24 protein-coding genes are annotated in these 25368 nt (G+C 70.6%); 10 read left to right on the forward strand and 14 right to left on the reverse strand.

Annotation, left to right across the window (positions count from 1 at the left end; genetic code table 11):
* Positions 1–324: 324 nt before the first annotated feature.
* From ACWDY5_RS00540 to ACWDY5_RS00570, 7 genes are all read right to left on the reverse strand, one after another.
* Positions 325–1851, reverse strand: a complete 1527-nt coding sequence (locus ACWDY5_RS00540; RefSeq protein ID WP_449720492.1) for a golvesin C-terminal-like domain-containing protein — start codon at positions 1849–1851, stop codon at positions 325–327.
* 2451 nt (positions 1852–4302) lie between these two features.
* Positions 4303–4869, reverse strand: coding sequence for an RICIN domain-containing protein (locus tag ACWDY5_RS00545; RefSeq protein WP_449720229.1), 567 nt, complete (start codon positions 4867–4869; stop codon positions 4303–4305).
* A 191-nt stretch (positions 4870–5060) separates the two neighbouring features.
* Positions 5061–5456: an MmcQ/YjbR family DNA-binding protein gene (locus ACWDY5_RS00550; protein ID WP_449720230.1), complete on the reverse strand. Its 396-nt coding sequence runs from the start codon at positions 5454–5456 to the stop codon at positions 5061–5063.
* Between the two features lie 39 nt (positions 5457–5495).
* Positions 5496–6416 carry an SDR family oxidoreductase gene (locus tag ACWDY5_RS00555; RefSeq protein ID WP_449720231.1) on the reverse strand — a complete coding sequence of 307 codons (921 nt, stop codon included), beginning with the start codon at positions 6414–6416 and terminating at the stop codon, positions 5496–5498.
* Between the two features lie 52 nt (positions 6417–6468).
* Positions 6469–6900, reverse strand: coding sequence for a MarR family winged helix-turn-helix transcriptional regulator (locus ACWDY5_RS00560; protein WP_449720232.1), 432 nt, complete (start codon positions 6898–6900; stop codon positions 6469–6471).
* Between the two features lie 58 nt (positions 6901–6958).
* Positions 6959–7084, reverse strand: a complete 126-nt coding sequence (locus ACWDY5_RS00565; protein ID WP_449720233.1) for a hypothetical protein — start codon at positions 7082–7084, stop codon at positions 6959–6961.
* A 5-nt stretch (positions 7085–7089) separates the two neighbouring features.
* Positions 7090–7995 carry an NADP-dependent oxidoreductase gene (locus ACWDY5_RS00570; RefSeq protein WP_449720234.1) on the reverse strand — a complete coding sequence of 302 codons (906 nt, stop codon included), beginning with the start codon at positions 7993–7995 and terminating at the stop codon, positions 7090–7092.
* 204 nt (positions 7996–8199) lie between these two features.
* On the opposite strand from ACWDY5_RS00570, the gene ACWDY5_RS00575 reads away from it, so the two are divergent.
* Both ACWDY5_RS00575 and ACWDY5_RS00580 read left to right on the forward strand, forming a co-directional pair.
* On the forward strand, positions 8200–10437 hold the full coding sequence (locus tag ACWDY5_RS00575) for an NACHT domain-containing protein (protein ID WP_449720235.1): 2238 nt from the start codon (positions 8200–8202) through the stop codon (positions 10435–10437).
* Positions 10430–12214, forward strand: coding sequence for an NACHT domain-containing protein (locus ACWDY5_RS00580; RefSeq protein WP_449720236.1), 1785 nt, complete (start codon positions 10430–10432; stop codon positions 12212–12214). The genes ACWDY5_RS00575 and ACWDY5_RS00580 overlap by 8 nt, the downstream gene beginning before the upstream one ends.
* A 4-nt stretch (positions 12215–12218) precedes the next feature.
* On the opposite strand, the gene ACWDY5_RS00585 is transcribed toward ACWDY5_RS00580, so the two are convergent.
* On the reverse strand, positions 12219–12800 hold the full coding sequence (locus ACWDY5_RS00585) for a dienelactone hydrolase family protein (protein ID WP_449720237.1): 582 nt from the start codon (positions 12798–12800) through the stop codon (positions 12219–12221).
* 102 nt (positions 12801–12902) lie between these two features.
* Here ACWDY5_RS00585 and ACWDY5_RS00590 point away from each other — a divergent pair, with 102 nt between their 5' ends.
* On the forward strand, positions 12903–13088 hold the full coding sequence (locus tag ACWDY5_RS00590; protein WP_449720238.1) for a hypothetical protein: 186 nt from the start codon (positions 12903–12905) through the stop codon (positions 13086–13088).
* A gap of 2 nt (positions 13089–13090) precedes the next feature.
* Here ACWDY5_RS00590 and ACWDY5_RS00595 read toward each other — a convergent pair whose 3' ends face one another.
* Positions 13091–14056 carry a tetratricopeptide repeat protein gene (locus ACWDY5_RS00595; protein ID WP_449720239.1) on the reverse strand — a complete coding sequence of 322 codons (966 nt, stop codon included), beginning with the start codon at positions 14054–14056 and terminating at the stop codon, positions 13091–13093.
* Positions 14057–14221: 165 nt separating this feature from the next.
* Between ACWDY5_RS00595 and ACWDY5_RS00600 the strand changes: the two genes are divergently transcribed.
* Positions 14222–14356: a hypothetical protein gene (locus tag ACWDY5_RS00600; RefSeq protein WP_449720240.1), complete on the forward strand. Its 135-nt coding sequence runs from the start codon at positions 14222–14224 to the stop codon at positions 14354–14356.
* 351 nt (positions 14357–14707) lie between these two features.
* Complete coding sequence (locus ACWDY5_RS00605; protein WP_449720241.1) at positions 14708–15691, forward strand: aldo/keto reductase; 984 nt, start codon at positions 14708–14710, stop codon at positions 15689–15691.
* Between the two features lie 31 nt (positions 15692–15722).
* Here ACWDY5_RS00605 and ACWDY5_RS00610 read toward each other — a convergent pair whose 3' ends face one another.
* Together ACWDY5_RS00610 and ACWDY5_RS00615 are read right to left on the reverse strand one after the other, a co-directional pair.
* Entirely contained in the window at positions 15723–16478 is a 756-nt protein-coding gene (locus ACWDY5_RS00610) for an SDR family oxidoreductase (RefSeq protein ID WP_449720242.1), read from the reverse strand.
* A gap of 9 nt (positions 16479–16487) precedes the next feature.
* Positions 16488–16895, reverse strand: a complete 408-nt coding sequence (locus ACWDY5_RS00615; protein WP_449720243.1) for a RidA family protein — start codon at positions 16893–16895, stop codon at positions 16488–16490.
* A gap of 143 nt (positions 16896–17038) precedes the next feature.
* Between ACWDY5_RS00615 and ACWDY5_RS00620 the strand changes: the two genes are divergently transcribed.
* Both ACWDY5_RS00620 and ACWDY5_RS00625 read left to right on the forward strand, forming a co-directional pair.
* Positions 17039–17374 (forward strand): winged helix-turn-helix transcriptional regulator, encoded by a 336-nt coding sequence (locus tag ACWDY5_RS00620; RefSeq protein WP_449720493.1) that lies wholly within the window; start codon positions 17039–17041, stop codon positions 17372–17374.
* Between the two features lie 11 nt (positions 17375–17385).
* The gene (locus ACWDY5_RS00625) at positions 17386–17859 is read left to right on the forward strand and encodes a GNAT family N-acetyltransferase (RefSeq protein WP_449720244.1); all 474 of its coding nucleotides are present in this window, start codon (positions 17386–17388) and stop codon (positions 17857–17859) included.
* On the opposite strand, the gene ACWDY5_RS00630 is transcribed toward ACWDY5_RS00625, so the two are convergent.
* Positions 17856–18869: an RNA polymerase subunit sigma-70 gene (locus ACWDY5_RS00630; protein ID WP_449720245.1), complete on the reverse strand. Its 1014-nt coding sequence runs from the start codon at positions 18867–18869 to the stop codon at positions 17856–17858. The two genes, ACWDY5_RS00625 and ACWDY5_RS00630, sit on opposite strands and share 4 nt — an antisense overlap.
* A gap of 73 nt (positions 18870–18942) precedes the next feature.
* On the opposite strand from ACWDY5_RS00630, the gene ACWDY5_RS00635 reads away from it, so the two are divergent.
* Positions 18943–19608 carry a maleylpyruvate isomerase family mycothiol-dependent enzyme gene (locus ACWDY5_RS00635; protein WP_449720246.1) on the forward strand — a complete coding sequence of 222 codons (666 nt, stop codon included), beginning with the start codon at positions 18943–18945 and terminating at the stop codon, positions 19606–19608.
* A 68-nt stretch (positions 19609–19676) separates the two neighbouring features.
* On the opposite strand, the gene ACWDY5_RS00640 is transcribed toward ACWDY5_RS00635, so the two are convergent.
* On the reverse strand, positions 19677–20867 hold the full coding sequence (locus tag ACWDY5_RS00640; protein WP_252478654.1) for a cytochrome P450: 1191 nt from the start codon (positions 20865–20867) through the stop codon (positions 19677–19679).
* A complete protein-coding gene (locus ACWDY5_RS00645; RefSeq protein WP_449720247.1) occupies positions 20864–22771 on the reverse strand; it encodes a B12-binding domain-containing radical SAM protein in 1908 nt (635 codons plus the stop codon). Before ACWDY5_RS00645 ends, ACWDY5_RS00640 begins: the two co-directional genes overlap by 4 nt.
* 203 nt (positions 22772–22974) lie before the next feature.
* Here ACWDY5_RS00645 and ACWDY5_RS00650 point away from each other — a divergent pair, with 203 nt between their 5' ends.
* Together ACWDY5_RS00650 and ACWDY5_RS00655 are read left to right on the forward strand one after the other, a co-directional pair.
* Positions 22975–24165, forward strand: coding sequence for a cytochrome P450 (locus ACWDY5_RS00650; protein WP_449720248.1), 1191 nt, complete (start codon positions 22975–22977; stop codon positions 24163–24165).
* 14 nt (positions 24166–24179) lie between these two features.
* Entirely contained in the window at positions 24180–25337 is a 1158-nt protein-coding gene (locus tag ACWDY5_RS00655; protein WP_449720249.1) for a cytochrome P450, read from the forward strand.
* Positions 25338–25368 lie beyond the last annotated feature (31 nt).

Genomic DNA, 25368 nt, shown 5'->3' on the forward strand with positions numbered 1-25368 from the left:
CATTCGATCGTGTTAACTGACACAGTCGATTGATGGAACTACTGGGCGCGGTGAAACGTCCGACCGGACCAACACGCGGGGCTCCTGGGCAGGGGTCAGCGGGCGTCAGGGGACACGAACAAGCCGGATCGGGGGCGCTGGTGAAGCCGGAACGGCTCGCGCTGGTCTACCGGTCGCTGCTCCCGCTTGCCGGGGCCCAGCAGGTGCCCGGGAGCCGGGATGCCGTGCGACGACTGGGAATGCGCGATCACCACCACAGCTCCGGCGCTGGGCGCCCAGCATGGCTCCCGGCCAGGACACGCCGGAAGCCATGCCGAGCCACCGTCAGCCCGCGCCCAAGACCGGCGGCCCGGGCTCGCCGTACCGGACCCGTCGGAGCGCTGCCTCCATGGCCCAGGCGAGACCGGTGGTGCCGACCGCGTTGGGGTGGAAGCTCTCCCGGCTGATGCACTTCCCGGTCAGCGGGATGCAGAACAGACTGCTCCTGTCGCCGGAGTGGAAATCCCCGGGGCCGTTCGGCCCGATGGAGATGTTGTTGATGTACGGCGTCTCATCACAGCCGCCGTGGTCCTTGAACTCCGCGGCGGAGTCGGCGTAGGCGACCTTGATGCCACGCCTGGCGGTTTCCTCCACCGCGGCGCGCTGGATGTTCGCCATCTCCTCGGCCAGCTTGTTGGCGGCCTTGGCCTCCTCCAGGCTGACCGTCTGGGCGCCCGCGCAGGTGGTCTTGTCGCTGAACAGCGGTGGATAGCCCATCAACATGATCTGCGCGTTGGGCGCCTTCGCCGCGATCTCCTTGACCGTGGCCACCATCTCCGGCATGTGAGTCCTGATCACCGGACCCCAGTCGCGCACCAGAGTGTCCTGGCACGGCGAGACCGGCGTGACGCAGGTTGCCAGGGCCTTGGCGAAGGTGTCGCCGTCGTTGCCGCCGATGGAGAGCACCACCAGGGTGGTGTGCTCGTCGAGCACCCCTGACTTCACCTGCGCGATCTCGCGGAACTGGCCGTCACCCGTCTCGTACTCCGCGGGCTTGAGCCAGGACGTCGGGAAGACGTCCCTGACGACCTCGACTCCCGCCTTGCCGCGCGCGTGCCAGCTCTTGGCCCCGGAGCAGGCGATGAAACCCAGCTCGGCGTTGGGGTGCCACTCGTCGGCGAGTTTGCCGAGGCCGCCGGAGAAGCCGGGCAGTACCAGCTTGCGCGCCCAGGCGTTGCGACTGCGGCGGCAGGCCGCCCACTGCGCGGTGCCGTGGTTGTTGTCGGTCTCACGGTAGTAGTCCTTGGCGCCCTCGCCGGAGCTGAAGGAGTCACCCAGGGCGGCCACGATGTGCCGTGGCTTGCCGGGCAGTGGCTGGAAGGCCACCGCGTCGTAGGCGACGTCCTCCTTGCCGTAGCCGTCCTGGGTGACGGTGCTCAGGCGCACCCGGGGTGTGCCGGAGAGCTGGTACACGCCAAGGGAAACCCACCGGTTCGCCAGTCCCGCCTGGGAGAGGTACCGGTCCTTGGTGAAGCTCCCGGTCCCGGTGTCGATCTCATAGTGCGCCTGCTGGGTGTGGGCGCCGTGATCGGGCAGGTGGACCAGGACGCGGGTCCAGCCGGGCAGCCCGCGGTTGAGCGTCCAGGTCCCGGTGGTCTTCAGCTTGCCACCCTCGTCGCCGCTCTTGCGGGTGTGCCCGAACCAGAAGTGCCCGCCGAACCCGGCGCCGATCTGATGAAAGTCCACTTTGGACGGATAGAGTCCCTTGGCGTCCGAGGCGAAGTCCAGGGTGAACTCGCCCTCGCTCCGCCACTGGTGCGCCGCGCACTCCGGCCGCACCACGGGTGCGTCGTCTGGGACGTCGTCGACCACGATCGCGTTGTCCGGCAGGCCCCCGCGGTCACATTTGGGTGGATAGCTGGCCGCGTCCTCCTGGTAGGCGTAGCCGGGGTCGAAACGCAGCGTCTCCCGGCCGCATTCCTGGTCGCAGTACTGCTTCCAGGTCGCCGGGCGGTTGTACCAGCACTTCAGGTCGTACTTGTCCCGCACGCTCTTGTGCGCGCAGGGACCAGCAGGTTCGCCGATCACGCCGCTGCCGGGCTTGCCGGGTTCCCCGGGGTCGTCAGGGACGAACTTCTGTCCAGGTTGACACCAGTTGGTGTCATCGCAGAACAGAGTGGCGGGTGGCTTGACCCGCTTGCGGTTCTGCACCGCCGTGCCGGAGTCGCCCAGCCACCACGCCTGCCGATAGCCCACGATCGGCTTGTCCGGACCCTCGAAGGACTGCAGCGGATGCCCGGCCCAGCCCATCACCTTCTCCGGGTACGGCCACAGGTGCGGAACCCTGGCGTCGTCGTAGCTGACCTCCAGGAACGGGGTGCGGTTGGCCGGGTACTTCGGATTGACCGGGTTGTTCGACCAGCCGACTCCCCAGGGGGAGCCGTCCTTGCGGTCGGGGTGGAACCCGGAGTTGTAGGCCCACACCGCGAAGAACCAGTTCTCCAAGTAGCGAGAGTCCCCGTTGTTGATCACCAGGCCCGCGCCCCTGGTCTGGTTCCACTTGTCCTGCAGCACGTGCACGCCAGCGGCGATGTTGGCGGCGAAGTCCAGTGCCACCGCCCGCTGCGTCTGGTAGGGCAGCGCGGTCTCCCCCTCCTTCTCCTTTCCCTTGAGCCGCATGCCATCGGTGAACTGCGAGACACCGTAGCCGCAGTCGGCCAGAGCCCAGCGGATGTCCCAGTCGTCAGTCTCGATCGGCTTTCCGTCCGGACCCCGGTTGTAGTAGTCGATGCCGTAGTAGTTGCCGATCAACGGATTCGCGGTCACCCCTGGCATCGCGTGCCGGGATGCCTGCCACAGGTTGGATTCCTGGGCCAGGATGCCCAACATGACCTGGGCCGGGATGAAGCCGCCGCCGAGGAGCTCCCTGGGCGGGAACAAACCCTGTGGGGAGTAGGCGGGCATGCCGAGGTTCTTCCAGTTCGCCGGCCGCGCGACGGTGAGCACGTTGCGCACCGCCTGGTTGGCCGCCCACTCCACCTGGCGGGGTTTGGGTTGCATCGCCTGGTTGCGCACATCGTTGCGCGGCACCGAGCAGGTCCGCTCGGCCTCCACCGGCTCGCCGGAGTCGCGCCCACGAGGCGGTGGCGCACCGCCATCGAGGTGTGGGTGCGCGAGCCGGCCGCTGCCGGCCCGCGGCGCCTGGACGGCCGCGGGATCGACGCTGAACTCGACCTGTTTCCCGGTCTGCGGCACGGTGGCGGAGATCCGCACCCGGTGCGGTCCGGGCGTGGCGGGCTCCTCGTCGGCCACGCGGGTGAGCGCGAGTCCGCCCCGGGTGGAGAGCTCGGTGTTCTTGGGCACCTCCGGTCTGCTGACCGTGCGCGGAAGGCTGGTCAGCGGCTGCGCCTTGCCGGTGATCACGACGGAGCCGGTCGGCCCGCCGGTGAGCCCGATCTCGGTCAGCTCGCCCTTGGCCAGGGTCGTGCTGCCGCCGCGGTCGGCGGCGAGCCGCCGGACGAGTCCCTGATCGCCCTCGCGGTCCAGGTACACCACGCCACCGTCGGAGTCGGGGCGAAGCAGGAAGGGAACACTCGCCGAGCGGGCCACCAGCCGCCGGGCGCCGTCGGCCGCCAGCCGCACCAGGCCCTGGCGGTCCGCGGCCACGATGCCCGCGGGCGTGGGCACGGCCGAGGTCAGCTGCCCCGGTGTCTCGATGGGTTTGCCGAGGGCACCGGTGACCGCGTCGACCTCCAGCACCCGCGTCTTGTCCAGGGCGTCCCCGCCTTCTTGCGTCACGATCGCCTTCTCGCCCGCGCCGCAGCCCGGGTTGTAGTAGGCGAGCGAGGAGCGCACCGGCAGCTTGCGCACCTGCCCGGACTCCAGGTCCACCACCGCGGTGAAGGCGCCGCGGTCGAACAGCTCCGCGCGGTTGGTGAAGGTGCGCGGCGCGTAGACCACCACCAGGCGCTGCCCGGAGCCGGTCACACAGCCGTGGCCGATCCACTGGTCGACCTCGAAACCCGGTTCCGACAGCGAGGACGCGGTGCGCCACTGGTAGCCGGTCCGGGCCTCCGCGACCAGCACGTGCAGCCCATCGGCGTCGCCGGAGACCGTCCACGCCCGATCGTCGGAGGAGCGCCACGCCCCGCCGAGCAGCTCATCGCGCCGCTCGGCGGCCACGGCGGAGTCCACGGGCTCGGCCCGCGATGCCTCGGCGTTGTTCTTCGGGGTCGGAATGGCGGCGTGGGCGGCAGCGGGCAGCAGCGTGCTGAACGCCATCACCAGACACGCCACGCGCCACCGCAGCCTGGGCACGGACACTCACCAGTCCCAGTTCATGGTGTTGATGTTGGCGCACTGCCACTGCTGGGCGCGGGCCCCGTTGGCTTTCGAGGAATCGGCGATCTCCAGACAGCGGGTGGAGACGAACCCGTTCTCCAGCGAACCCCGCCGCAGCGGGAAGGTGCTGCCCGAGGTGTAGGCAATCGTCCAGATCTGCCCCCCGGCCCGGCCGTCGCAGTCCCACTGCTGTGCCCGAGCCCCGTTGGCGGTCGAGGAGTCCGCGATCTCCAGGCATTTCCCGCTGTGCCGGTTCTTGAGCCAGTAGTGCCGCCACTCGATCGATCCCTGGGTCGAGTTGCTCAGGTAGTGCCAGACCCAGTGCTGGCTGTGCACGCCCTCACATCGCCACTGCTGCGCGCGGGCCCCGTTGTGCGTGCCGTAGTCGGCGATCTCCAGGCATTTGCCACTGTTGACGTTCACCAGCGGGGTGATGTCGCCGTGCTTGGGAAAGTGCTGGTCGGGAAAGCGCTGCTCCGCCTGTGCGGGCTGCGCGGTCAGCACGCCCGCCAGCAGGACGCAGGCGAGCAAGGACAACGTGCGTCTCATGGTTCCTCCCCATTTGTGGCGCCCAGTCCGTGCCGGCTGGTCCACCGCGGCCCATGGTGCGAACCAGGGTGTGAAGGAACTTTGAGGAGCTCTGGAACATGCTGGTCACGGGCACGGGCCGGCTGGCGTGGTACGGCCGGTGGAGCAGGTCGGCACCGCGCCGGTGACTGTCGTGGGGTCGCCGGCCGCGCTCACCGGCCGGCCCGCGTGCTGGTGCCGTAGGTGTGCGGGTCGACGGGCTGCTCGGCCTTGGGCAGGCGGGAGACGACGAGCAGGTAGGAGTCGGTGACGAGTTCCCTGACCAGCTTCTTGTCGACGCCTGTCCCGCCCTCCAGCGTGATCCAGTGTTTCTTGTTCATGTGGTAGCCGGGGGTGATGTGGCTGTTGTGTTCCCGGAGAGCGCGGGCCTCACTGGGATCCGCCTTGAGGATCACCACGGGGCGCCCGGGCACCTCGGTCATCAGCATGAACACCTTGCCGCGTACCTTGAAGACCTCCCAGTCCGGGCCGAAGGGATGCTCCAGCCGGGCTCCGGGAAGTTCGTCCGCGCACTGGGCGGCGAAGGTCTGCAGGGTCGATCCGTTCATGAGTGTTTCCTTCCTCGGCGAGAAGGGGACGCGGGCCTGTCACCGGTGCGGTGCGGTGCGCAGCTCGTCGGTGAACCGGGCGAGGGCTTCCTCGGCCGTGGGGACGGGGCCGAACAGCTGCTCCTGGCGGCCGGGATCGGCGACGTAGCGTCCGGTCTCGAACCAGCGGAACATCGCGGCCATGTCCTTGACCACGGGCATGAAGCGGCCGGCGACGGCTCCGGTGGCGCGGGCGACGGCGGACGGGACGGCCCACACCTTGATCTTCTTTCCGGTCCGGCCGCCCATCACCTCTGCCACCTCTCGCATGCTGACCGGACGGTCCCAGCCGATGTCGATCCGCTCACCGGCCTGGGCCTCGACGTCGACCGCGGCTGCCAGGTACGCCGCGAGATCGGAGGTGTGCACGAAGGTCAGGGGGACGGTGGCCTTGCCGATCCACACCATGCGGCCCTTGCCGACCGGGTCGCCCGCCAGGCTCGCGACCTGGTCGAGGAACGCCCCCGGGCGCAGGGCGAGGAACGGGACGCCGAGCTGTTCGAGCTTGTCCTCGGCGAGCTTCTTGTGCCAGAAGTGCGGGACATCGGGCGTCTGGTCGCTGGTGAGGATGCTGGTCAGGACGAACCGCCGGATGCCGGTGCGGTGGGCGGCCTCGGCGAGGTTGGCGTTGCCGAGGGTGTCGATGTCGTTGGCGTTCTTGCCGCCGCGGGTGTAGCCGGCGGCGGTGGTGATCACGGCGTCGGCGCCGTTCATGGCGGCCACGAGCGAGTCGACGTCGAGCATGTCGCCGCGGGCGATCTGCACGCCCCGGCTTTCGAGCTGGCTGGCGTCGCTGGCCGGCCTTACCAGGGCGCGGACTTTCTTGCCGCGCCCCAGGAGTTCGTCGACGACCTTGCGTCCCAGGAAGCCGGTCGCCCCGACGACGAGGACCGGGAGGATGGTTGAGTCGGTGGCCGGCATGGGGCCTCACTTTCCGTTGGCGTACGCGGGCCTGGGGTGTCCACCGGCGAGGTCACGCGGACTCTTCTGCCGGCAGCGCGCGGCCGCCGATCGCCTCGGTGATGGCGTACGCGGTCTCGACGAAGAGCTCTGCCTGCTGCTCCGACAGATTCCGGGCGGAGGTCTCCTCCAGGGCTTGCCACAGGGCCGCGATGGGCTCGCGCATCGCCCGGCCCTTGTCGGTGAGGTGGACCACCATGACGCGCCGGTCATGTGCGGCGGGCTCGCGGATGACCAGGCCGGCGTCCTGCATGCGGCGTAGCGCCTTGGAGATGGTGGAGTGGTCCACGCCGAGGCTTTCGAGCAGCTCGGACTGGGACTGGCCGTCCCGGTCCAGAAGGTGCATCAGCAGCAGTTCCTGTCCGGGATGCAGGTCCACCTCGCGCAGCAGGGTGGCGGCGTAGGCGCGGTGGGCGCGGGCGAGTTGGAAGATCGCGTAGCTCATCGGTCCTGCACCGGCCGTCGTGGGGATGCGGGGTCCGGGGGTGGGCATGGTTCGGTCCTCAGCCGGTGTGGGCGGGGTAGTCGGTGCAGCCGGCCGGGTTGGCGAGCGCGAGGCGAGAATCCAGCATGAGGGCGTCCTTCGATATGGCGGTGACCGGCCGGTCACCGTAAAAGCGGCGGGTCATCGTGCTCAGTCGACGGTCAGGACGAGCTTGCCCCGCACGTGCCCGGCGTCGCTGACCTGCTGGGCCGTGGCCGCCTGGGCGAGCGGGTAGGCGGTGACGGTGGTGACGAGCTTGCCGGCCGCGGCGTCCTGGGCCAGGGCGGCCAAGCGGTCGGTCGATCGTTCCTGGAACCCCTGGGAGAAGGTGATGCCCAGCTGCCGTGCACCGAAGTCGGCGATGGTGACGATGCGGTCGGTGCTGCCCCGCAGGGTGATGGAGTCCTCCAGGGCGCCCTTCCCGGCCAGGTCGAACACCGCGTCCACGCCTTCGGGGGCCAGCGCCCGCACCCGCTCGACCAGACCGTCGCCGTACACGGTCCCGGTGGCGCCGAGCGAGGCGAGATAGTCCTGGTTGGCGGGGCCCGCGGTGGCGATCACGCGCGCTCCGCGGGCCGTGGCGAGCTGGACCGCCAGGGTGCCCACCGCCCCGGACGCGCCGTGCATCAGCACGGTCTCCCCGGCGACGACCCCCAGCAAGTTCAGAACCCGCTCGGCCGTCTCGCCGGCCACCGGCAGCGCCACCGCGTGCTGCCAGCCGAGCCCGGAGGGCTTGGGGGCCACGGCAGTGGCCAGCGCGTACTGGGCGTACGAGCCGGTGTCGGACCAGCCCAGCACCTCGTCGCCGACCCGCAGGTCGCGCACGCCCTCCCCCAGGGCGTCGACCACGCCGGCGAGCTCGCCACCGGGGACGGCGGGGAAGGTCGTCGGGCGGATGGCCGCCATCATCCCGGCGCGAATCTTGCCGTCCAGCGCGTTCACCCCGGCTGCCTTCACGCGGACCCGAACCTGGCCTGGGCCAGGCCGCGGGACTTCGATGTCCGCCTCGTGCAGGACGTCCGGGCCGCCGAACTGGTCGAAAACGATCGCCTTCATGATGACTCCATTTCCGTGGCCACCAGAAGTGTGGCTGGCCACATAACTACCGTAACACACTTGTGTGGCTAGCCAAGTATTCGCGGAAACGGAGCGAGGACGGCTCGGCGCACGGTTGGCCCAGTTGCCTAGTCCGAAGGTGACAAGGCCGCCACTGAGCGTGATACTCCCGTGCGACCAGGGAGGTGAGCTCCGGTAGTGGGGGTGTTGGCGGCCGCTGCGGTGAAGCTCGGCGAGACCCTGGTCAAGCTCGCCTGCGAGGCGGTCACCGGGTCCAAGGCCGCGGGCGAGGTCGCGGGCGGGTTGACCGCGGTGCTGGGCGGTCACGGGGCTGGCAAGCTGGACCAGCGGCGGGCCCGCAGGCAGCTGGAGACCGTGGCCGACACCGTGGCCGGACGGGTGATGACCCGCTATGGCACGGAGTTCCGTGGTCTGGACGAGGAGTCCCGCGCGGTGGTGGTCGAGGCGGTGGCCGAAGCCTGCCAGGCCCTGCCGCCGCTGACCGAGCTGGTGCTGGCGGCGGGTTGCCGGCCGGATCGGCTGGCGGCGCGGGTGCGGCAGCTGACCGGGGACCTGGTGCGCGGGCGCTACTTCGGGCGGGCCGAGACCGACCTGTTCGAGCTGCTGCTGGACACCGCCTGCGCGGAGATAACCCAGATCTGCCAAGGCTTGCACGGGCTGGCGAACCTGGCCGTGCCCGAGGTGCTGCGGCAGCTTTCCGGGCTGGCCGAGGAGGTCCGGACCGCGCCGGTGCGCGCGCTGGCGGCGGCGACCGAGGCGGGGGAGGCCCGGTTCGCCCGGATATACCGGGAGTTCGTCGCCGACGAGCTGGCCGGGGCCGATCTCGACTGCGACCGGCTGACCCCCACCAGCTGCCGCTACTCGCTGGACACCGCCTACCTCGCCCAGTCCGTGCACTGGCAGGGCGCGCCGGTCCCGGCGACCGCGCTGCTCAGTCATTCGCGGCTGCTGCTGACCGGGCCGTGCGGTGCCGGCAAGACCACGCTGCTGCGCTGGCTGTTCACCGGCATCGCGCGGCGCGGCCTGGCCGGGTTCGAGCACCTGGTCCCGTTCTACCTGCCGCTGCACCGCTACACCGACCGCCCGCCGAGGCTGGATGACCTGCTCACCGCGCTCGGCCAGGACATCGCCGCGGAGATGCCCGCCGGGTGGGTGCAGCGGCAGTTGCGGGAGGGCGACAGCCTGGTGCTGCTCAACGGATTCGACGAAGTGCCCTCGGCACACCGGCGGGCGGTGCTGGACTGGATCGAGAAGCTGTGCGCGAAGTTCAGCCGGGCCACGGTCGTGCTGGCCAGCCGCCCCGACCCGATGTTGCCCGGCTGGGCCGCGGGCGCGGGCTTCACCGTGGCCGAGCTGGCGCCGATGGGCCCGGCCGAGGCGCACCAGTTCATCCAGCGCTGGCACGCCGCGGTGCTGGCTCAGCTGCTCGACCCGGCCGAGCGGGCCTGGGTGGCCGAGTGCGAGCGCCGCCTGCTGGACGCGCTGGCGGGTTGCCACGCCCTGCGGGTGCTCGCGGGCAACCCGCTGACCTGCGCGCTGATGTGCGCGCTGCACCGCGACCGCCTGGTCCGGCTGCCGGACTCCTGGGTCGACCTGCTGCGGATGATCACCGAGATCCTGGTCGAGGAACGCGACCGGGTGCGCGGGATCGCCGACGAGCTGCCGGTGCCCAGGGAGGAGCGGCTGCGCGTGCTGGCCGACCTGGCCTACTGGATGAGCAGCCAGGACATCGCCCGCGCCAAGCCGGCGGAGCTGCTGGACCGGGTTGGTTACGCGGGCGGGACCCAGCTGGCGAGCACCGATCCGGCGCGGCTGGTGCGCGGCCTGGCCGAGCGCAGCGGCCTGGTGCGGCTGGACGCCGAGGGCGGCCTCACCTTCCCGTCGCCGGTGCTGCGGGACTACCTGGTCTCGCGCGAGGTGGTGGCCGGCAACTACGTGCGGGCGCTGGCACGCGCCGCGCACCGGCTCGACCTGCACCAGCTGGTGCTGATGGTGGCCGCCCAGCTCACCGGGGACCGGGCGGCGGAACTGCTGGCCGAGCTGTCCCGCGAGGCCGCCGAGAACAGCGCCTGCTGGACCTGGCAACTGCTGGTCAACGCCTGTGCGCACCGGCCAGGCCCCCAGTTGCCCGAGGATGCCTTGGCGCAGCTGGCCATCGAGCACCCGGCGGTGCTGGTGGACGCGCTGGCCCGGGAACCGGTTGAGCGGGCGGCGGAGGTGGCTCGCCTGGCCTCCGCTATCCAGCACTGGGAAGCGCTGCCGCTGCTGGCCAGGCTCGCCAGGAACGGCGGGCCGGAGGTGACCGAGGTGCTGCGCCCGGATCCTCGGTGGTTCGATCCGGTGGACTTGCGCTTCTTCCTGCCCGGACTGCGGGAGGATGCGGTGGCCGACAAGGTGCCGGGAGGTGGCGCTGGTGACTGAGCAGGAGAAGCTGGCGACCGGCGACCGGATCATCCGCACCGCCCTGGCCCGCTGGCTCGGCGACGAGGCGCTGGCACGGACCGAGGACCTGGCGGACGGGCTGGCCAGGCACATCGCGGATCCCCTTGTCCGGCGGCGGTTGTGCCGGGAGTTGGCGGAGACCGCCGAAGTTCTCGGGATGCGCGCGTGGGCTGGACCGTCGCCAGGGGCGGAGGAGTTCGAGGCCGTGGTCGCCTCGGTGGTCAGCGCGTTGCGCGGCGGCGAGCCACTGCCGGTCTCGATCGATGACGACCGGGACCTGGACCAGCTGGTCGAGCCGTTTGTGTTCGTGCGCAACGAGATGGTGCCGCTGGGCCAGGTGGTTGATCGGCATCGGATGGTGGTGTTGCTGGGTTCGCCGGGGGCCGGGAAGACCGCGGCGCTGCGGTGGCTGGCCGGTGCGCATGGAACGGAGCGGACTCCGGTGTACGTCCCGCTGCGGGAATGCGCGCTGCGGGGTTCGCTGGACGGACTCCCGGCACGGGTTGGGGACCGGGCCCTGCTGTTGCTGGACGGTCTGGACGAGGAGCCCGGCATCCGATCCCAGATCCTCGACCGGCTCAGGCGGGTCATGAATGACCACCCGGGCTTGCGATGTGTGCTCGCGGTCAGGAACTACCCAGCGGACCTACCTCTCGCCAAACCCGCGGTGGCCCGGTTGCAGCCCATGGCAGCGGCGGAACTCGCCCGGTTCGTGCGGTCGTGGCCGTGGAAACCCGTTGCCGGAGAAGCGGATCCGGGTGCGTCGCTGCTGTCGGCGATCCAGGCGAGCCCGCGGCTGACCTGGCTGGCGACGGACCGGATGCTGTGCGCCGCACTGTGCACCCTGTACCAGCGGCAGGGCGGACGGCTGCCCGCTGACGGCGACATCCGCGCCGCGCTGCTGGACCAGTGGCTTGAACCACCGCCGACCCGGACCCCGGCGGAGCGGCCGGAACCGTTGTCCCGCACGGAAAAACTGACGCTGCTGAGCGGATACGCCAAGGGTGCCGGACTGTCCGAGACGCTGGCGACCATGCCCAGAGTGCGGCAATCGGAGGCCGAGGTGGTCAGCCAGCTCTCCGGTGGCGGGCAGCTGCTCAGGGAGGTCGAACCCGGCCGGTTGTGGTTCGCGCACAACACTTTCCGGGAGTACCTGGCCGCCGGAGGCCCGTGCGAACTGGGCGGCAGGCTGACACTCCTGTTGGAGTTCCCCACAGCGTCCCCTGGCCAGCACTCGTACCGCGAGATCCTCGACGGCCCGTTGGCGCAGGCAACCATACGGGCCGGACTGGAGTGGCCACCGGGCGAGGTCGTGATCCACGATGCGCGCGTCCAGGTTGCCCTGCCGCCGTTGTCCACGCGATTGGCCCGATTCTTGGAAAGCTTGTACGAAGTGCTGACAGAGCAGGGGCTGGGGCCGAGGCTGCGGGCGGTGCTGGCCGTCGGTTCGGAGCTGGAGCGGCTGGCCGTGGTGGCCGACAGTCCGGTGGTGCACCGGCAGTTGCCGTACGGCCGGATGGACTGGCCGGTGGCGCTGGTGGTCTCCAGCCGGTTCTACACCGAGGTGCTGTGGTGGCAGGGGATCTCCTGGACAGGCCATCTCATCCAGGTGCAGTCACCGGGACCGGACGACCATCTGTGGCTGGGTGCCCTCGGGAGGGGTCCCAGGGCGGCACCCGAGGGCCTGCGCTTGCACGGGTACGCCGAGGACATGCCCCGATCCGAACTGCCGCAGTCGGATCGGGGCACGACCTGATGAGTCACGGCACCGAGCGCAGGAAGTTCAGCGTGCGTTCCATCAGCAGCGCGGCGGCGGCCGGGTCGTAGGAGTCGAGGGTGGCGTCGGCGAAGTAGTGCTGGTCGCCCGGGTAGAGGAACAGCTCGGCCGGGGCCGCCGCCGAGGCGACCAGGTCCCGGGCCGCGTCCAGGTCGCCCTCATCGGCGAAGAACGGGTCCGCGTCCATGCCGTGCACCTGCACCGGCACCCCGGCCGGCCAGGCCGGGCTGAACTCGGTGACCGGCACGCACGAGTAGTAGAGCAGCGCGCCGCGGGCGCCCTGCCTGGTCTGGGCCAGCATCTGCGCGGGCAGCACGCCCAGGGAGAACCCGGCGTAGACCAGCTCGGCAGGCAGGTCCGCCACCGCCGCCGCGCCACGGTTCATGGCCTCGCCGAACCCGATCTGCCGCACGTGCGCCATGCCCTCGTCCAGGGTGGCGAAGGTGTGGCCCTCGAACAGGTCCGGTGTGTGCACGGTGTGCCCGGCCTGGCGCAGCTGGTCGGCGAAACCGGTGATCCCCTGGGTACGGCCCAGGGCGTGGTGGAACAGGACTACCTCAGCCACAACAACCCCCTGCTCGGACGGACGATGAAGTCACTACGGTAGGGCTTTCCAGGTCCGGGTTGTCCCACAATGGTCAGACCATCGACCCTGGGGAGAGCGGAAGTGGCGGACTTCGCCTGGTTGCACGGCCGAGCGGAGGAGCTGGTCGCCGCCGTCGAGCGCGGGGACGCCGCCCGCGCCTGGCAGTTGGTGGCGCACGCCAAGGCCGAGGGCGGGATGGCCGCCGCCGAGCACCTGATGATCGAGCTGTGCGCCAAGGTCCGGATGGTGGCCGACCACAACGCCTGAGATCAGCCGCGGCGCGCGCCCAGCTCGGCGAGCAGCTCCTCGCTGGCCCGGCAGTGCCGGTGCCGCTCGCCCAGCACGCGCCTGCGCATCGGCAGCAGCTCGCGCAGCCGGTCCACCGCGAGGCCGGTCCGGCCGCAGGCGGCCTCCCAGTAGGCCAGCTCGTGCCAGCTGAGCAGGGTCCGCGGATGCCACGGGCCCTGCGACTTGCGACGGCGCGCCAGCAGATCGGTGAGCATCGCGGCGGCCCGGTCCGCGCTGCCGGCCAGGCCGAGGCAGCGGGCCAGCTCGTGCCAGCTGCCCAGCGTGGTCGGGTGTTCGGTGCCCAGCACCCGGCCCTGCGCCCGGCAGATCCGTTGCAGCCGGGCGGCCGCGGACCGGGGATCACCCAGCCTGCCTTGGAGTTTGGCCAGTTCGCGCGCGGTGACCAGGGTGTCGGGGTGGTCCGGGCCGAACAGTTCGGTGCGCAGCGCGAGCAGTCCGGCCAGCATCTCCTGGGCCTGGCCCTCGTGGCCGGTCTCGGCTAGCCAGTAGGCCAGGCGGTGCCGGGTGCGCAGGGTGGCCGGGTGCTGCTCGCCGAGCACCTTGGCGCGCACCGGCAGCAGGGTGCGGCACAGCTCCGCGGCCCGGTGCACGTCGCCGGCCTCGCCGCTCCAGTAGCCGAGGCTGTGCCAGTTGCGCAGGGTGTGCGGGTGCTCGGGGCCGAAACAGGCGCGGAAACGGGGCAGCAGCTCGTCGAACTCCGCGCTGGCCAGCACCGGGTCACCGGCCTCACCGGCCCAGCGCGCGGAGAGATCCCTGGTCAGCAGGCTTTGCTGGTGCCCGGCGCCGAAGCGGTCCTCGCACTCGGCGACCAGCCGGTGCAAGGCGGAGGCCGCCTCCCCGGCCTGTCCGCCGCGGCCCAGCGCGTCGGCGAGCTCCCGCCGCGCGGGCAACGTCAGTTCCCGGCCTGCTGTGCCTTCCGGTTCCACCACTGCCTCCCGTGCCGCCCACCCGGAACGGGGGAGCCTAGCGCGCCGGACGCGGGGGAATCACAAGATCGCGAATATCGGTTTCGGATCAGCTCGGTTGCGCGAACGCGGCGGCGCGTTCGTCCGGATGGGCTCGCCCGTGGCGAACCACGTCCCATCCCTGACATGGGGGAGGCATTCCGTGGCACGTCGTCCACGGCTGGTCCAGCGAAGCTGACCTTCCGCTACGCCAACGGCGTGAAGACCGACTGGGGTGGCGACATCCTGCGGATCGCCAGGTACATCCAGGAAGGCGGCTAAGACCTGCGCCGAGGAGCTGATCCCGGTGATCCGGGCGCACCGGCACGGGCGTGCAACGCCGTGGACAGCGACCTGCGCATGACTCTTCCTCCCTGGGAGTGACCGGCCTGACACGCACAGTAGGATCGGTTTCTCCGGCGGGGGAGGTGTCCCCACGGAGGTCAACCCGGCCGAGCACGAGGTTGGATCGCCCGTGCGACAACGGCTTTCACGCCCGGTGGCTGAACTCCACAGTGGAGGCTCGGCCCGCCGCCGGAGCGGGTGAGGTCGCACCGTGGTGTGGTTTACCTGGATATCTCGGCGGTGCTTGATAATGAGGGCCGCATCCGGGCGGACGAAGGAGCACACACGGTGGAGCAGCGAGTACTGGGCCGCACCGGCAGGCAGGTCGGCGTGGTCGGACTGGGCGCGTGGCAGCTGGGCGCGGACTGGGGCGAGGTGGACGAGGACCAGGCCCTCGCGGTGCTGGCCGCCGCGGTCGAGTCCGGGGTGACCCTGATCGACACCGCCGACGTCTACGGTGACGGCCGCAGCGAACGCCTGATCGGTCAGTTCCTGAAGTCCCACGGCGGCGACGGGATCACCGTGGCCACCAAGATGGGCCGCCGGGTCGAGCAGGTCCCGGCCAACTACACCCTGGACAACTTCCGCGCCTGGACCGACCGCTCCCGCGCCAACCTCGGCGTGGACACCCTGGACCTGGTGCAGCTGCACTGCCCGCCCACCGCGGTCTTCGCCGCCGACGAGGTCTTCGACGCGCTGGACACCCTGGTGCAGGAGAAGCGGATCGCCGCCTACGGGGTGAGCGTGGAGACCCGCGCCGAGGCGCTGACCGCGATCGCCCGGCCGGGGGTGGCCAGTGTGCAGATCATCCTCAACATGCTGCGCCTTGGCCCGCTGGCCGAGGTGCTGCCCGCCGCGCGGGCGGCCGGGGTCGGCATCCTGGCCAGGGTTCCGCTGGCCAGTGGCCTGCTTTCCGGGCGGTACAACGAGAACACCACCTTCGCCGAGAACGACCACCGCAGCTACAACCGGCACGGCGAGGCCTTCGACGTCGGCGAGACCTTCTCCGGCGTGGACTTCTCCGTTGGCCTGCAAGCGGTCCGCCGGTTGGCCCCGCTGGTGCCCGAGGGCGCGACCATGGCCCAGTTCGCGCTGCGCTGGATCATCGACCAGCCGGGGGTGAGCGTGGTGATCCCCGGCGCGCGCAACGCCGAACAGGCCAAGGGCAACGCGGCCGCGGCGGAGCTGGCTCCGCTGGGCGAGGACACGCTGGCCACCGTGCGGGCGGTCTACGACGAGCTGATCGCGCCGCAGATCGCCGACCGCTGGTAGCTCCCGTCGGCTGACCCCGGGCGGTCCGGGGTCAGCCGCGGCCGATCAGCGGCATGGTCGTGGCCATCACGGTGATGGTCTGCACGTTGGCCGACAACGGCAGTCCGGCCATGTAGCGCACCGCCTCGGCCACGTGCGCCACGTCCATGGTCGGCTCCGGCGCCACCGAACCGTCGGCCTGGAGCACGCCGGAGCTCATCCGCTCGGTCAGCTCGGTGGCCGCGTTGCCGATGTCGATCTGCCCGCAGGCGATGTCGAAAGCCCTGCCCTCCAACGAGATCGACTTGGTCAGGCCGGTGATCGCGTGCTTGGTGGCGTTGTAGGCGATCGCGTTCGGCCGGGGGACCTGGGCGGAGATGGAGCCGTTGTTGATGATGCGGCCACCGCGCGGACGCTGCTCGCTCATCACCCGGAACGCCGCGCGGGCGCACAGGAACGCGCCGGTGAGGTTGGTGTCCACCACCCGCTGCCACTGCTCCAGGGAGAACTCGGCCAGCGGGGTGGCAGGCGCGTTGACCCCGGCGTTGTTGAACAGCACGTCGACCCGGCCCCAGCGCCCGCGCACCGCGTCGAACAGCGCGTCCACCGATTCGGCATCGGTGACGTCGGTCGGGGCCACCAGCACCGAGTCCGACTCCGCCGCGGTCTCCCGCAGCGCCCCGGCCCGCCGGCCGGCCAGCGCGACCCGGTGCCCGGCGGCGAGCAGTTCGCGGGCCACCGCGCGGCCGATGCCCGAGCCCGCGCCGGTGACCACCGAGACCGGGGCGGCGTGCTGTGGGGTTGCCATGGGATCTGTCTAGTCCAGGACGGCGGTGGCTTCCACCTCGACCAGGTGTTCGGGCACGTCCAGCGCGGCCACGCCGATCAGCGTGCCCGGTGGCGCCGGCGTCGCGCCAAGGGTCGCGGCGGCCCGGCCGATGCCGTCCATGAGCTGCGGCATCTTCTCCGGGGTCCAGTCCACGACGTAGATGGTCATCTTCGCCACGTCGGCGAACGTGCCACCCACCTCGGCCAGCGCGGTGGCGACGTTGCGGTAGCACTGCTCGACCTGTGCGGCCAGGTCACCGGGACCGACGGTGACCCCGTCGGCGTCCCAGGCGACCTGGCCCGCCAGGAAGACCAGCCGGGACCCGGTCGCGACGGCGACCTGATGGTAGGCGTCGACCTCCGGCAGTCCGCTGGGGTTGACCAGGGTGATGGTCATGCTCGCTCCTCCGTGCTCTCTTGCGGTTACTGGAGAACCGTAGGAGAGTGACCGCTGACCTGGAAGAACGCACTTTCGAGTGACTGGGGAACTTTTCGGTGACCAAGCAATACGCGGGCACGCCCGAGCAGCAGGCGGACCTGATGCGCGCGGACTCGCTGGCCAGGGAGATCTTCTCCGACATCGCGAACAAGTGGGCGTTGCTGATCATCGAGGTGATCGGGGACGGCACGCTGCGCTTCGGCGAGGTGCGGGACCGGGTGCAGGGCATCAGCCACAAGATGCTCACCCAGAACCTGCGGCTGTTGGAGCGCAACGGGTTGGTCGAGCGGTTCGTGCACCCCACCGTGCCGCCGAAGGTCGAGTACACCCTCACCGAGGCCGGGCACGGGCTGCGCAAGACGGTGGACGGCATGTGCGACTGGACCCGCCGGTTCCTCGGCCACATCGAGCAGTCCCGCCGCCGCTTCGACGCCTGAAGGAGAACGCTGTGAGCACCGTGGCCCTGCGCCCGGTCCAGGACACCGACCTGGACGCGCTGTTCGAGCAGATGCGCGACCCCGAAGCGGTGCGGATGGCCGCCTTCACCGCCAGGGACCCCAACGACCGCGCCGCCTTCGACGCGCACATGCGCAAGCTGCGCACCTCGCCGGAGGTCGCCCTGCGCGCGGTGACCAGCGACGGCCGGCTGGTCGGCACCATCGGCAACTTCGTGATGGACGGCGACACCGAGGTCACCTACTGGATCGACCGCTCGGCATGGGGACAGGGCATCGCCAGCCAGGCGCTGGCCCTGGTGCTGGCCGGGCTGCCGGTGCGGCCGGTGTACGCGCGGGCGGCCAGCGACAACCTGGGCTCGTTGCGGGTGCTGCAGAAGGCAGGCTTCGCGGTCATCGGCACGGAGGTCGGCTACGCCGCCGCCAGGGACGCCGAGATCGAGGAAACCGTGCTGCGCCTGGACTAGGCCGGTCCGGGTAGTGCGGTGGGCAGTCCGAACGGCGGGAAGTGGTCGGCGCCGATGAAGGACGTGATCGTGGCGATCAGGCCGTGCTGGGCGGTGAAGGCGGTGATGGACCACGGCTGGTGGCTCGCCTCCGGGTGCTCGCCGAGGTAGAAGGCGACGGCGGGTAGTCCGTTGGCGGTGGTGATCAGGTAGCGCCAGCTGGGACAGCGGGTCATGGGGACCGCGACGGCGAAGTCCACGACGGCCGCGCGGCCGCGGTACCAGTGCGGCAGCGGCGGCATGGTCCAGGTGACGTCCTCGCACAGCAGCGCGAGCAGGGCGTCGGGGTCGCCGTTGATCAGGGCGTCGGCGAAGCCGGTGGCCAGGTGGCGCAGCCGGGCGTCGCCGGCCGAGGGTGGCGAGGAGCGGGGCACCTTCGCCTCGAGCGTCCGCCTGGCGCGGGCGATGGCCGAGCTCACCGACGTGGCGGAGGTCTTCATGATCCCGGCGATCTCGGCCGCGGAGAAGCCGAGCACCTCGGCCAGCACCAGTGCCGCGCGCTGGTTGCCGGGCAGGTGCTGCAGGGCGGCCACGAAGGCCAGCTCCACCGACTCGCGGCTCAGGTACCGGTCGCTGAGGTCGTCGGCGGCGCTTCCGGGATACGGGCCGAGCCAAGCCACGTCGGTGACCGGGTCGTTGCCCTCGACCACCGCCCGTTCGCTGGCCGGGCCGAGGTCCATCGGCAGGGCCCGCCTGCCCCGCGCCTCGGCCAGGTCGAGGCTGGTGCGGGTGGCCACGGTGTAGAGCCAGGTGCGCAGCGAGCTGCGGCCCTCGAACCGCCCGAACGCCCGCCAGGCCCGCAACAGGGCGTCTTGCAGGGCGTCGTCGGCGTCGTGCACCGAGCCGAGGATGCGGTAGCAGTACGCGCGCAACTCGGTGTGCAACGGCGCCACCAGGCGGGTGAACGCGGCCTCGTCACCGGCACGCGCGCGGTCGACGTCGGCGACCTGCGCGGAAAGAGTGTCGTCCATCACCGACGATTCTGCCCGACGGCCGCGGTCTCACCCCGTGACAGCACTGATCACCGAGGAAGGACCACAAACGATGGCCGACCCCCGCAGCCGCCCCGCCGAGATCTGGCCGCTGGTGCACGCCGAACGCGCCGCCCTCGCGACCGACCTGACGCACCTCACCGACGAGCAGTGGTCCACCCGGTCGCTGTGCAGCGAGCTGTCCGTGCGGGAGGTGCTGGCCCACCTGACCGCCGCGGCGAACCTGAACGGCCTCCGCTGGTTCGCCGGGGTGGTGCGCTGCCGCTTCGACTTCGACAAGCAGGTGGCCCTGCGCCTGGCCGAACAGCTCGGCGACTCACCCGCCGAGACACTGGCACGCTTCCGCCGCGCCGTCACCAGCACGACCAAGCCGCCACTGCCGGTCCTCGCGATGCTCGGCGAGACGATCGTGCACGGGGCGGACATCCGCCAGCCGCTGGGTATCCGCCACGACTCCCCGATCGGGACGCTCACCCGGGTCGCGGAGTACTACCGGAGCACCGACCAGGTGGTCGTGGCCAGGAAGCGGGTCGAGGGCCTGCGCCTGGTCGCCACCGACGGCCCCTTCACCGCGGGGGAAGGGCCGCTGGTGTCCGGCCGCACGCTCGCGCTGATCATGGCCATGACCGGCCGGGCCAGGTTCTGCGCTGAGCTGCACGGGGACGGGGTCTCCACCCTGCGCGAGCGTTCACCCGCACCGGGCACGCCGCGGACCTGACAGCGCGAAACCTGGCCAGGACCCGGTGTCCCGGCCAGGTTTCGCGCCGTCGAACTAGCCTTGCCGCATCACCACTTCACCGGCAGGCTCACCAGGCCGCCGGGCAGCAGGTTGTCCAGGAGCTCCAGTTCCTCCACCGGCACCGCCAGCTCCAGGTTCGGGAACCGTTGGAACAACCGGCTGAACACCGCCTCCAGCTCCACCCGCGCCAGCGTGGCGCCGATGCACAGGTGCCGTCCGCTGCCGAAGGACAGGTGGGAGTTGGGTTCGCGGGTGACGTCGAAGGTGTCCGGGTCGGTGAAGAAGCGCGGGTCCCGGTTGGCGGCGATGCCGCTGATCAGCACCGCGTCGCCGAAGTTGATGGTGACATCGCCCATCTTGATCTCGTCGCGGGCGTAGCGGACGAAGTTGCCGCCGCCGGCGTCGGTGAAGCGCAGCATCTCCTCCACCGCGGACTCCACCAGCGACGGGTCCTCCACCAGGCGCTTGCGCTGCTCGGGATAGGTGAGCATGTGCAGGGTGCCGAACTCCACCAGCACCACTGTGGTCATGTGCCCGGCGAAGAGCAGGCCGGTGGCCAGACCGACCGCGTAGTCCATGTTCAGCTTGCCCTCGTTGTAGGCGCGGGCGATGTCGGAGATCACGTCCTCGCCCGGGTTCGTGCGGCGCGCCTCGATCAGGGAGCCGGTGTAGGCGCGCAGTTCGGTGAGCTGCTCAAGGGAGTGCTCGCCGTTGAACATGTCGGCCGCGCCCTCGGACCAGATGCGGAACTGGTCGCGGTCCTCGTACGGCACGCCGAGCAGCTCGCAGATCACCAGCACCGGCAACGGGAACGCGAGCTCCTGGTGCAGGTCGGCCGGTGGCGTCTTCTTGGCCATCTCGTCGAGCAGGTCGTCGACCAGGCCGCCGATGCGGGGCCGGAGCATGCGCATCCGCTTGGCGGAGAAGGAACCGCCGAGCAGGGAGCGCATCAGGGTGTGGTCGTAGTCCTCGGTCTCGTAGGTGCCGACCGGGCCGCCCATCATGGCCGACTCGCTGACCTTCGCCGCGTTCTCCGGGTCCGGGTGCGAGCGGATCAGGCGGTGGTCGGTGAACAGCGACTTGGCCTCTTCGTAGCGGGTGACCAGCCAGGCCTCGTCGCCCATCATGGTGCGCACCTTGGTGATCGGGCGCTCGGCCTGGAGCTGCCGCAGCATCGGCGGGATGTCCAGGATGGTGGGGCGGTCGAAGGGGAGGGCGGGCATGTCCTGGGTGGTCATCGGGCGTCTCCCGTCAGTGCGGTGTCACAGACCTGGTACTCGGGCAGCATGTCCAGCATCTGCTCCAGCAAGTTGGCGCAGTACAAGCCGTTGGCGAGCGAGTCGTTCTCATCCGCGCAGACCTGCTTGTTCTTCCCGGTGAAGTCCAGGCGCACCCGGTGTGCCGAAGGGTCCGCCAGCAGTTGGCGCTCGACCAGCTCGGCGACCAGGTGCGGCGGCAGGTCCACGGTCACGTGGTGCTCGCCCAGCTCGAAGATGTTCATCTCCTTCAACGGAACCCCGGGTTCCTGCACCGGTTCGATGTAGGGGTAGGGCCGGGCCACCATGTCCAGCTCGAACAGCGCGCGCACGGTCGGGTCCGACCACCACGGCTGCGCCGAGGCGAACTCGTGCATCAGCCGGTCCGCCTCCTGCCGGTGGCTGTGCTGGATCTGGTGGGCCACCATGCCGCCGTTGCTGTACTCGTAGTGGTCCAGGGTCTCCACCGAGCGTTTGATGTAGCGGGCGAGCTCGTAGTCCTGGTGTTCCCGGTAGAAGGCCACCACCGCCCAGAACAGCTCGTCGAAGGACATGATGCCCTTGCGGTCCAGGTAGCTGGAGACGAAGTACAGCCCGCGCGAGTCGTAGACCGACAGCAGCGCGTACCAGAACCACACGCCCTCGTCGTACTGCTCCCGGTTGACCCACTTGGTGCGCACCACCAGCTCGGCCTCGCCCACCGGGTTGGGCACCCGCTCGGTGTGCACGCCGAAGAGCTCGCGCTGCTCGTAGATCGGCGTGTTGTGCAGCAACAGCTGCGGGTACACGTTGATCATGTCCGCGCCGGTGCGGCACAGCTGCACGATTCCGTCCACATAGGACCCCAGGGTCTCCCCGGGCAACGGCCAGATCAGCTCGATGAAGGAGGGGATGTTCCTGGCCCGCAGGTCGCGCTGGAGCTCGGAGTAGGTCTCCCGCTTGATGTTCTTGCGCTCGATCAGGGTGAGCGCCTCGTCGCTGACGCTCTGCAGGGAGATCGGCTGACGGGTGATCAGCCCACCCCGCAACAGGATGTCCACGATCTTGGACACCCGCTCCGGGCTGTTCTTGGCCGACTGGATGGTCACCCAGTACGGGAACCCGTACTTCTCCTTGCACTCCACGATGTACTCGGTCAGCTCCACATCGCGTGCGGACAGGCCCCAGTTGGCATCGGCGATCATGACCGCGTAGATGTTGTTCTTGGCGATCCACTCGATGTCGGCCTTGACCCGGTCCATCTCGAAGCGGTGCACCTTGTCGTTGGTGGCCGCGCCCCAGTAGCAGAACCCGCAGCGGAACGGGCAGCCGCGGTTGGTCTCCAGCACCGCCACGTGATAGGTCGAGTCGGTGAACAGGTTGGCCACGAACGGGCTCGGCACCTCGGTGAGCTCCTTGATCCGCGCGGCCGGCAGGGTGGTGGTCACCCGGCCGTCCCGGCGGAAGCTCAACCCCGGCACCTTGCCCAGATCCGGCGAGTCGCCGGCCAGTTCGCGCAGGTACTCCAGGAAGGTGATCTCGCCTTCGCCGTTGCACACCGCCACGTTCTCCGCGCCCGGCGGGATGTAGTCCTCGCCGTGGTTCATCACCTGCGGGCCGCCCAGCAGGTACTGCGCGTCCGGCCGCAGGCGCACCAGGTCCTCCAGCACCTCGCGGACCAGCTTGCCGTTCCAGATGTAGCAGCTGAACGCGTAGATGTCGCAGTCCAGCTCGGCCAGCTCCGCCACCAGCGCCACCCGGCCGTCGGAGGTGTGCCGGGACAGGATCTCGAACTCGTACTTCTGCGCGACCACCTCGTCCTGTCGGGCGTAACTCTGGAGGTATCCGGATACCAGCGGGAGGAAGCTGTGCCAGGAGTGGATCTCCACTAGCGCCACGGTTGTCATCTCGGTGTGCCTCCGTCCACTGGACTTGCAGCCCAAGGCGATGTCGGCCCGGAGCCTACGGACGCCCGCTTGGCGCCCGGCTGCACCAGAGCTGGACGCGCGCCCCGGTCCGCTCCAGCGCGGGTGCAGCCGCATGACCAGCGCGGTTCTCTAGCGTCAGCACTCGAATCCGGATCCGGCGACGGCGGTGTGAGGAGACGTGCATGAGCGCACCCGAGCGGGCCCCCGCTGTGTCCCTGCCCCTGGCCCAGCCCTCGATCACCGAGCCACCGGCGGAGTACGCCCGGCTGCAGGCGGAGTGCCCGGTGGCGAGGGTGGTCACCGAGAACGGCACGCAGGCCTGGATGGTGACCCGGTACGAGGACGTGCGTTTTGTGCTCGCCGACCCCCGGTTCAGCATCCGCTTCGCCGGCGCGGCCAGCGACAACGCCGAGGACGCCCCGGAGGAGTCGCTGTTCCAGGACCCGCCAGGGCACAGCCGGTTGCGCCGACTGGTCGGCCGGGCGTTCACCGCCCGCCGGATGGCCGAGCTGCGGCCCGCGGTGCGGCGTACCGCCGAACGGCTGGCCGCGGAGATGGCCGATGACTACCCGCCTGCCGAGCTGGTCAGCGACTTCGCCTTCCCGTTGTCCATCAACGTGATCAGCGAGCTGCTCGGCGTGCCCACTCCTGACCGGGCGGACTTCCGCGCCTGGTCCGAGGCGGTGATCAGCCTGACCGCGCACACCCCCGAGCAGATCGGCGCGGCCTGGAACAACCTGCAGGGCTACGTGGCCGAGCTGATCGAGGCCAAGCGCCGCGACCCCGGCAGCGACCTGATGAGCGCGCTGATCGCGGTGCGGGACAACGAGGACGACAAGCTCAGCACCGGCGAGCTGCGCACCATGGCGGTCACCCTGCTGGTGGCCGGGCACGTCAGCACGGTCAACGCGATCACCATGGGCATGCTCACCCTGCTGACCAACCGCGCCCAGTACGACCGCCTGGTGGCCGATCCCGGGCTGATCGAGGGCGCGGTGGAGGAGATCCTGCGCTGCCAGTTCGGCAAACGCGGCCTGATGCGCATCGCCAAGGACGACGTCCAGGTCGGCGAGGCGCTGATCCGTAAGGGCGACACCGTCTTCGCCGAGCTGGGCGCGGCCAACGTCGACGCCAGCCTGTTCCCCGAACCGGCCCGGTTCGACATCACCCGGCCGGAGAACCCGCACCTGGCTTTCGGCCACGGCATCCACCACTGCCTCGGCGCCGCGCTGGGGCGGATGGAACTGCACGTGACGCTGGAAGTGCTCAGCTCGGCCTTCCCGCTGATGCGCACCGTGCTGCCGGTGGAGCGGATCCCGCTGCGCACCGGCCTGCTCGACCAGAGCCCCGCCGCCCTGCTCGTGACCTGGTAACGAAGGAGACGCCGATGGGGGCACCGCCCTTCCCGTTCGCCCGACCGTCGGTCACCGAACCGCCGGTGGAGTACGCGCGGCTGCGCGCGCAGGAGCCGGTCAGCCGGGTCACCACCAGCTCCGGGGAACCGGCCTGGCTGGTCACCCGCTACGAGGACGTCCGGTTCGTGCTCTCCGACCTGCGCTTCGGTGTGCGCGCCCCCGGCGCGGCCGCGGCTACCGAGGACTCGCTGTTCCAGGACCCGCCGGGGCACACCCGGCTGCGCCGCCTGGTGTCCAAGGCCTTCACCGTGCGCGGGGTGGAAGCCTTGCGCCCCAAGGTGCAGGCCCTGGCCAAGCAGCTGGCCGGTGACCTGCGCGCGGCCGGTCCGCCCGCCGACCTGGTGGAGATCTTCGCCTTCCCCATGTCCATCGGGGTGATCACCGAGCTGCTCGGCGTGCCCGTGGTCGACCAGGCCGACTTCCGGCGCTGGTCGGAGGCGATCCTGTCGCTGGACGCCTTCAGCCAGGAGGAGGTGATGGCCGCCGGCAAGAGCCTGGACGAGTACTGCGCCGGGCTGATCGCGGACAAGCAGCGCAACCCGGGGCCTGACCTGCTCAGCGACCTGATCGCGGTGCGCGAGCAGGACAACGACCGGCTCAACGACCGGGAGCTGCTCACCATGGCGGAGAGCATCCTGATCGCCGGGTACGTGACCGCGGGCAACACCATCGGCCTGGGCGCGCTCACCCTGCTCACCCATCCCGAGGACTACCAGGCCCTGGTCGATGATCCCGAGCTGGTGCCGGGCGCGATCGAGGAGATCCTGCGCTACGCCTCGGAGATCGGCGGCCTGGTCCGGATCGCGCAGGACGACGTGCGCATCGGCGAGGTGCTGATCAAGGCCGGGGACATGGTGATCGCGCCGCCGGCCTGCGCCAACCGGGACGAGCGCCGCTTCCCCAACCCCGGCCGGTTCGACCGCACCCGCCCCGGCAACCTGCACCTGGCCTTCGGGCACGGCGTGCACCACTGCCTCGGTGCCGCGGTGGGAAGGCTGGAGCTCCAGGTCGCCTTCACCGAGCTGGCCACCAGCTTCCCGGGCTTGCGCCTGGCCGTGCCGGTGGACGAGCTGCCGCAGCGGGCCGGACTGCTCGACCAGGGTCCCAGCGCGCTGCCGGTGGCCTGGTGACCACGCACTGTCTACTTCGGACACACAGGTG

It is taken from the genome of Crossiella sp. NPDC003009 (assembly GCF_053591555.1).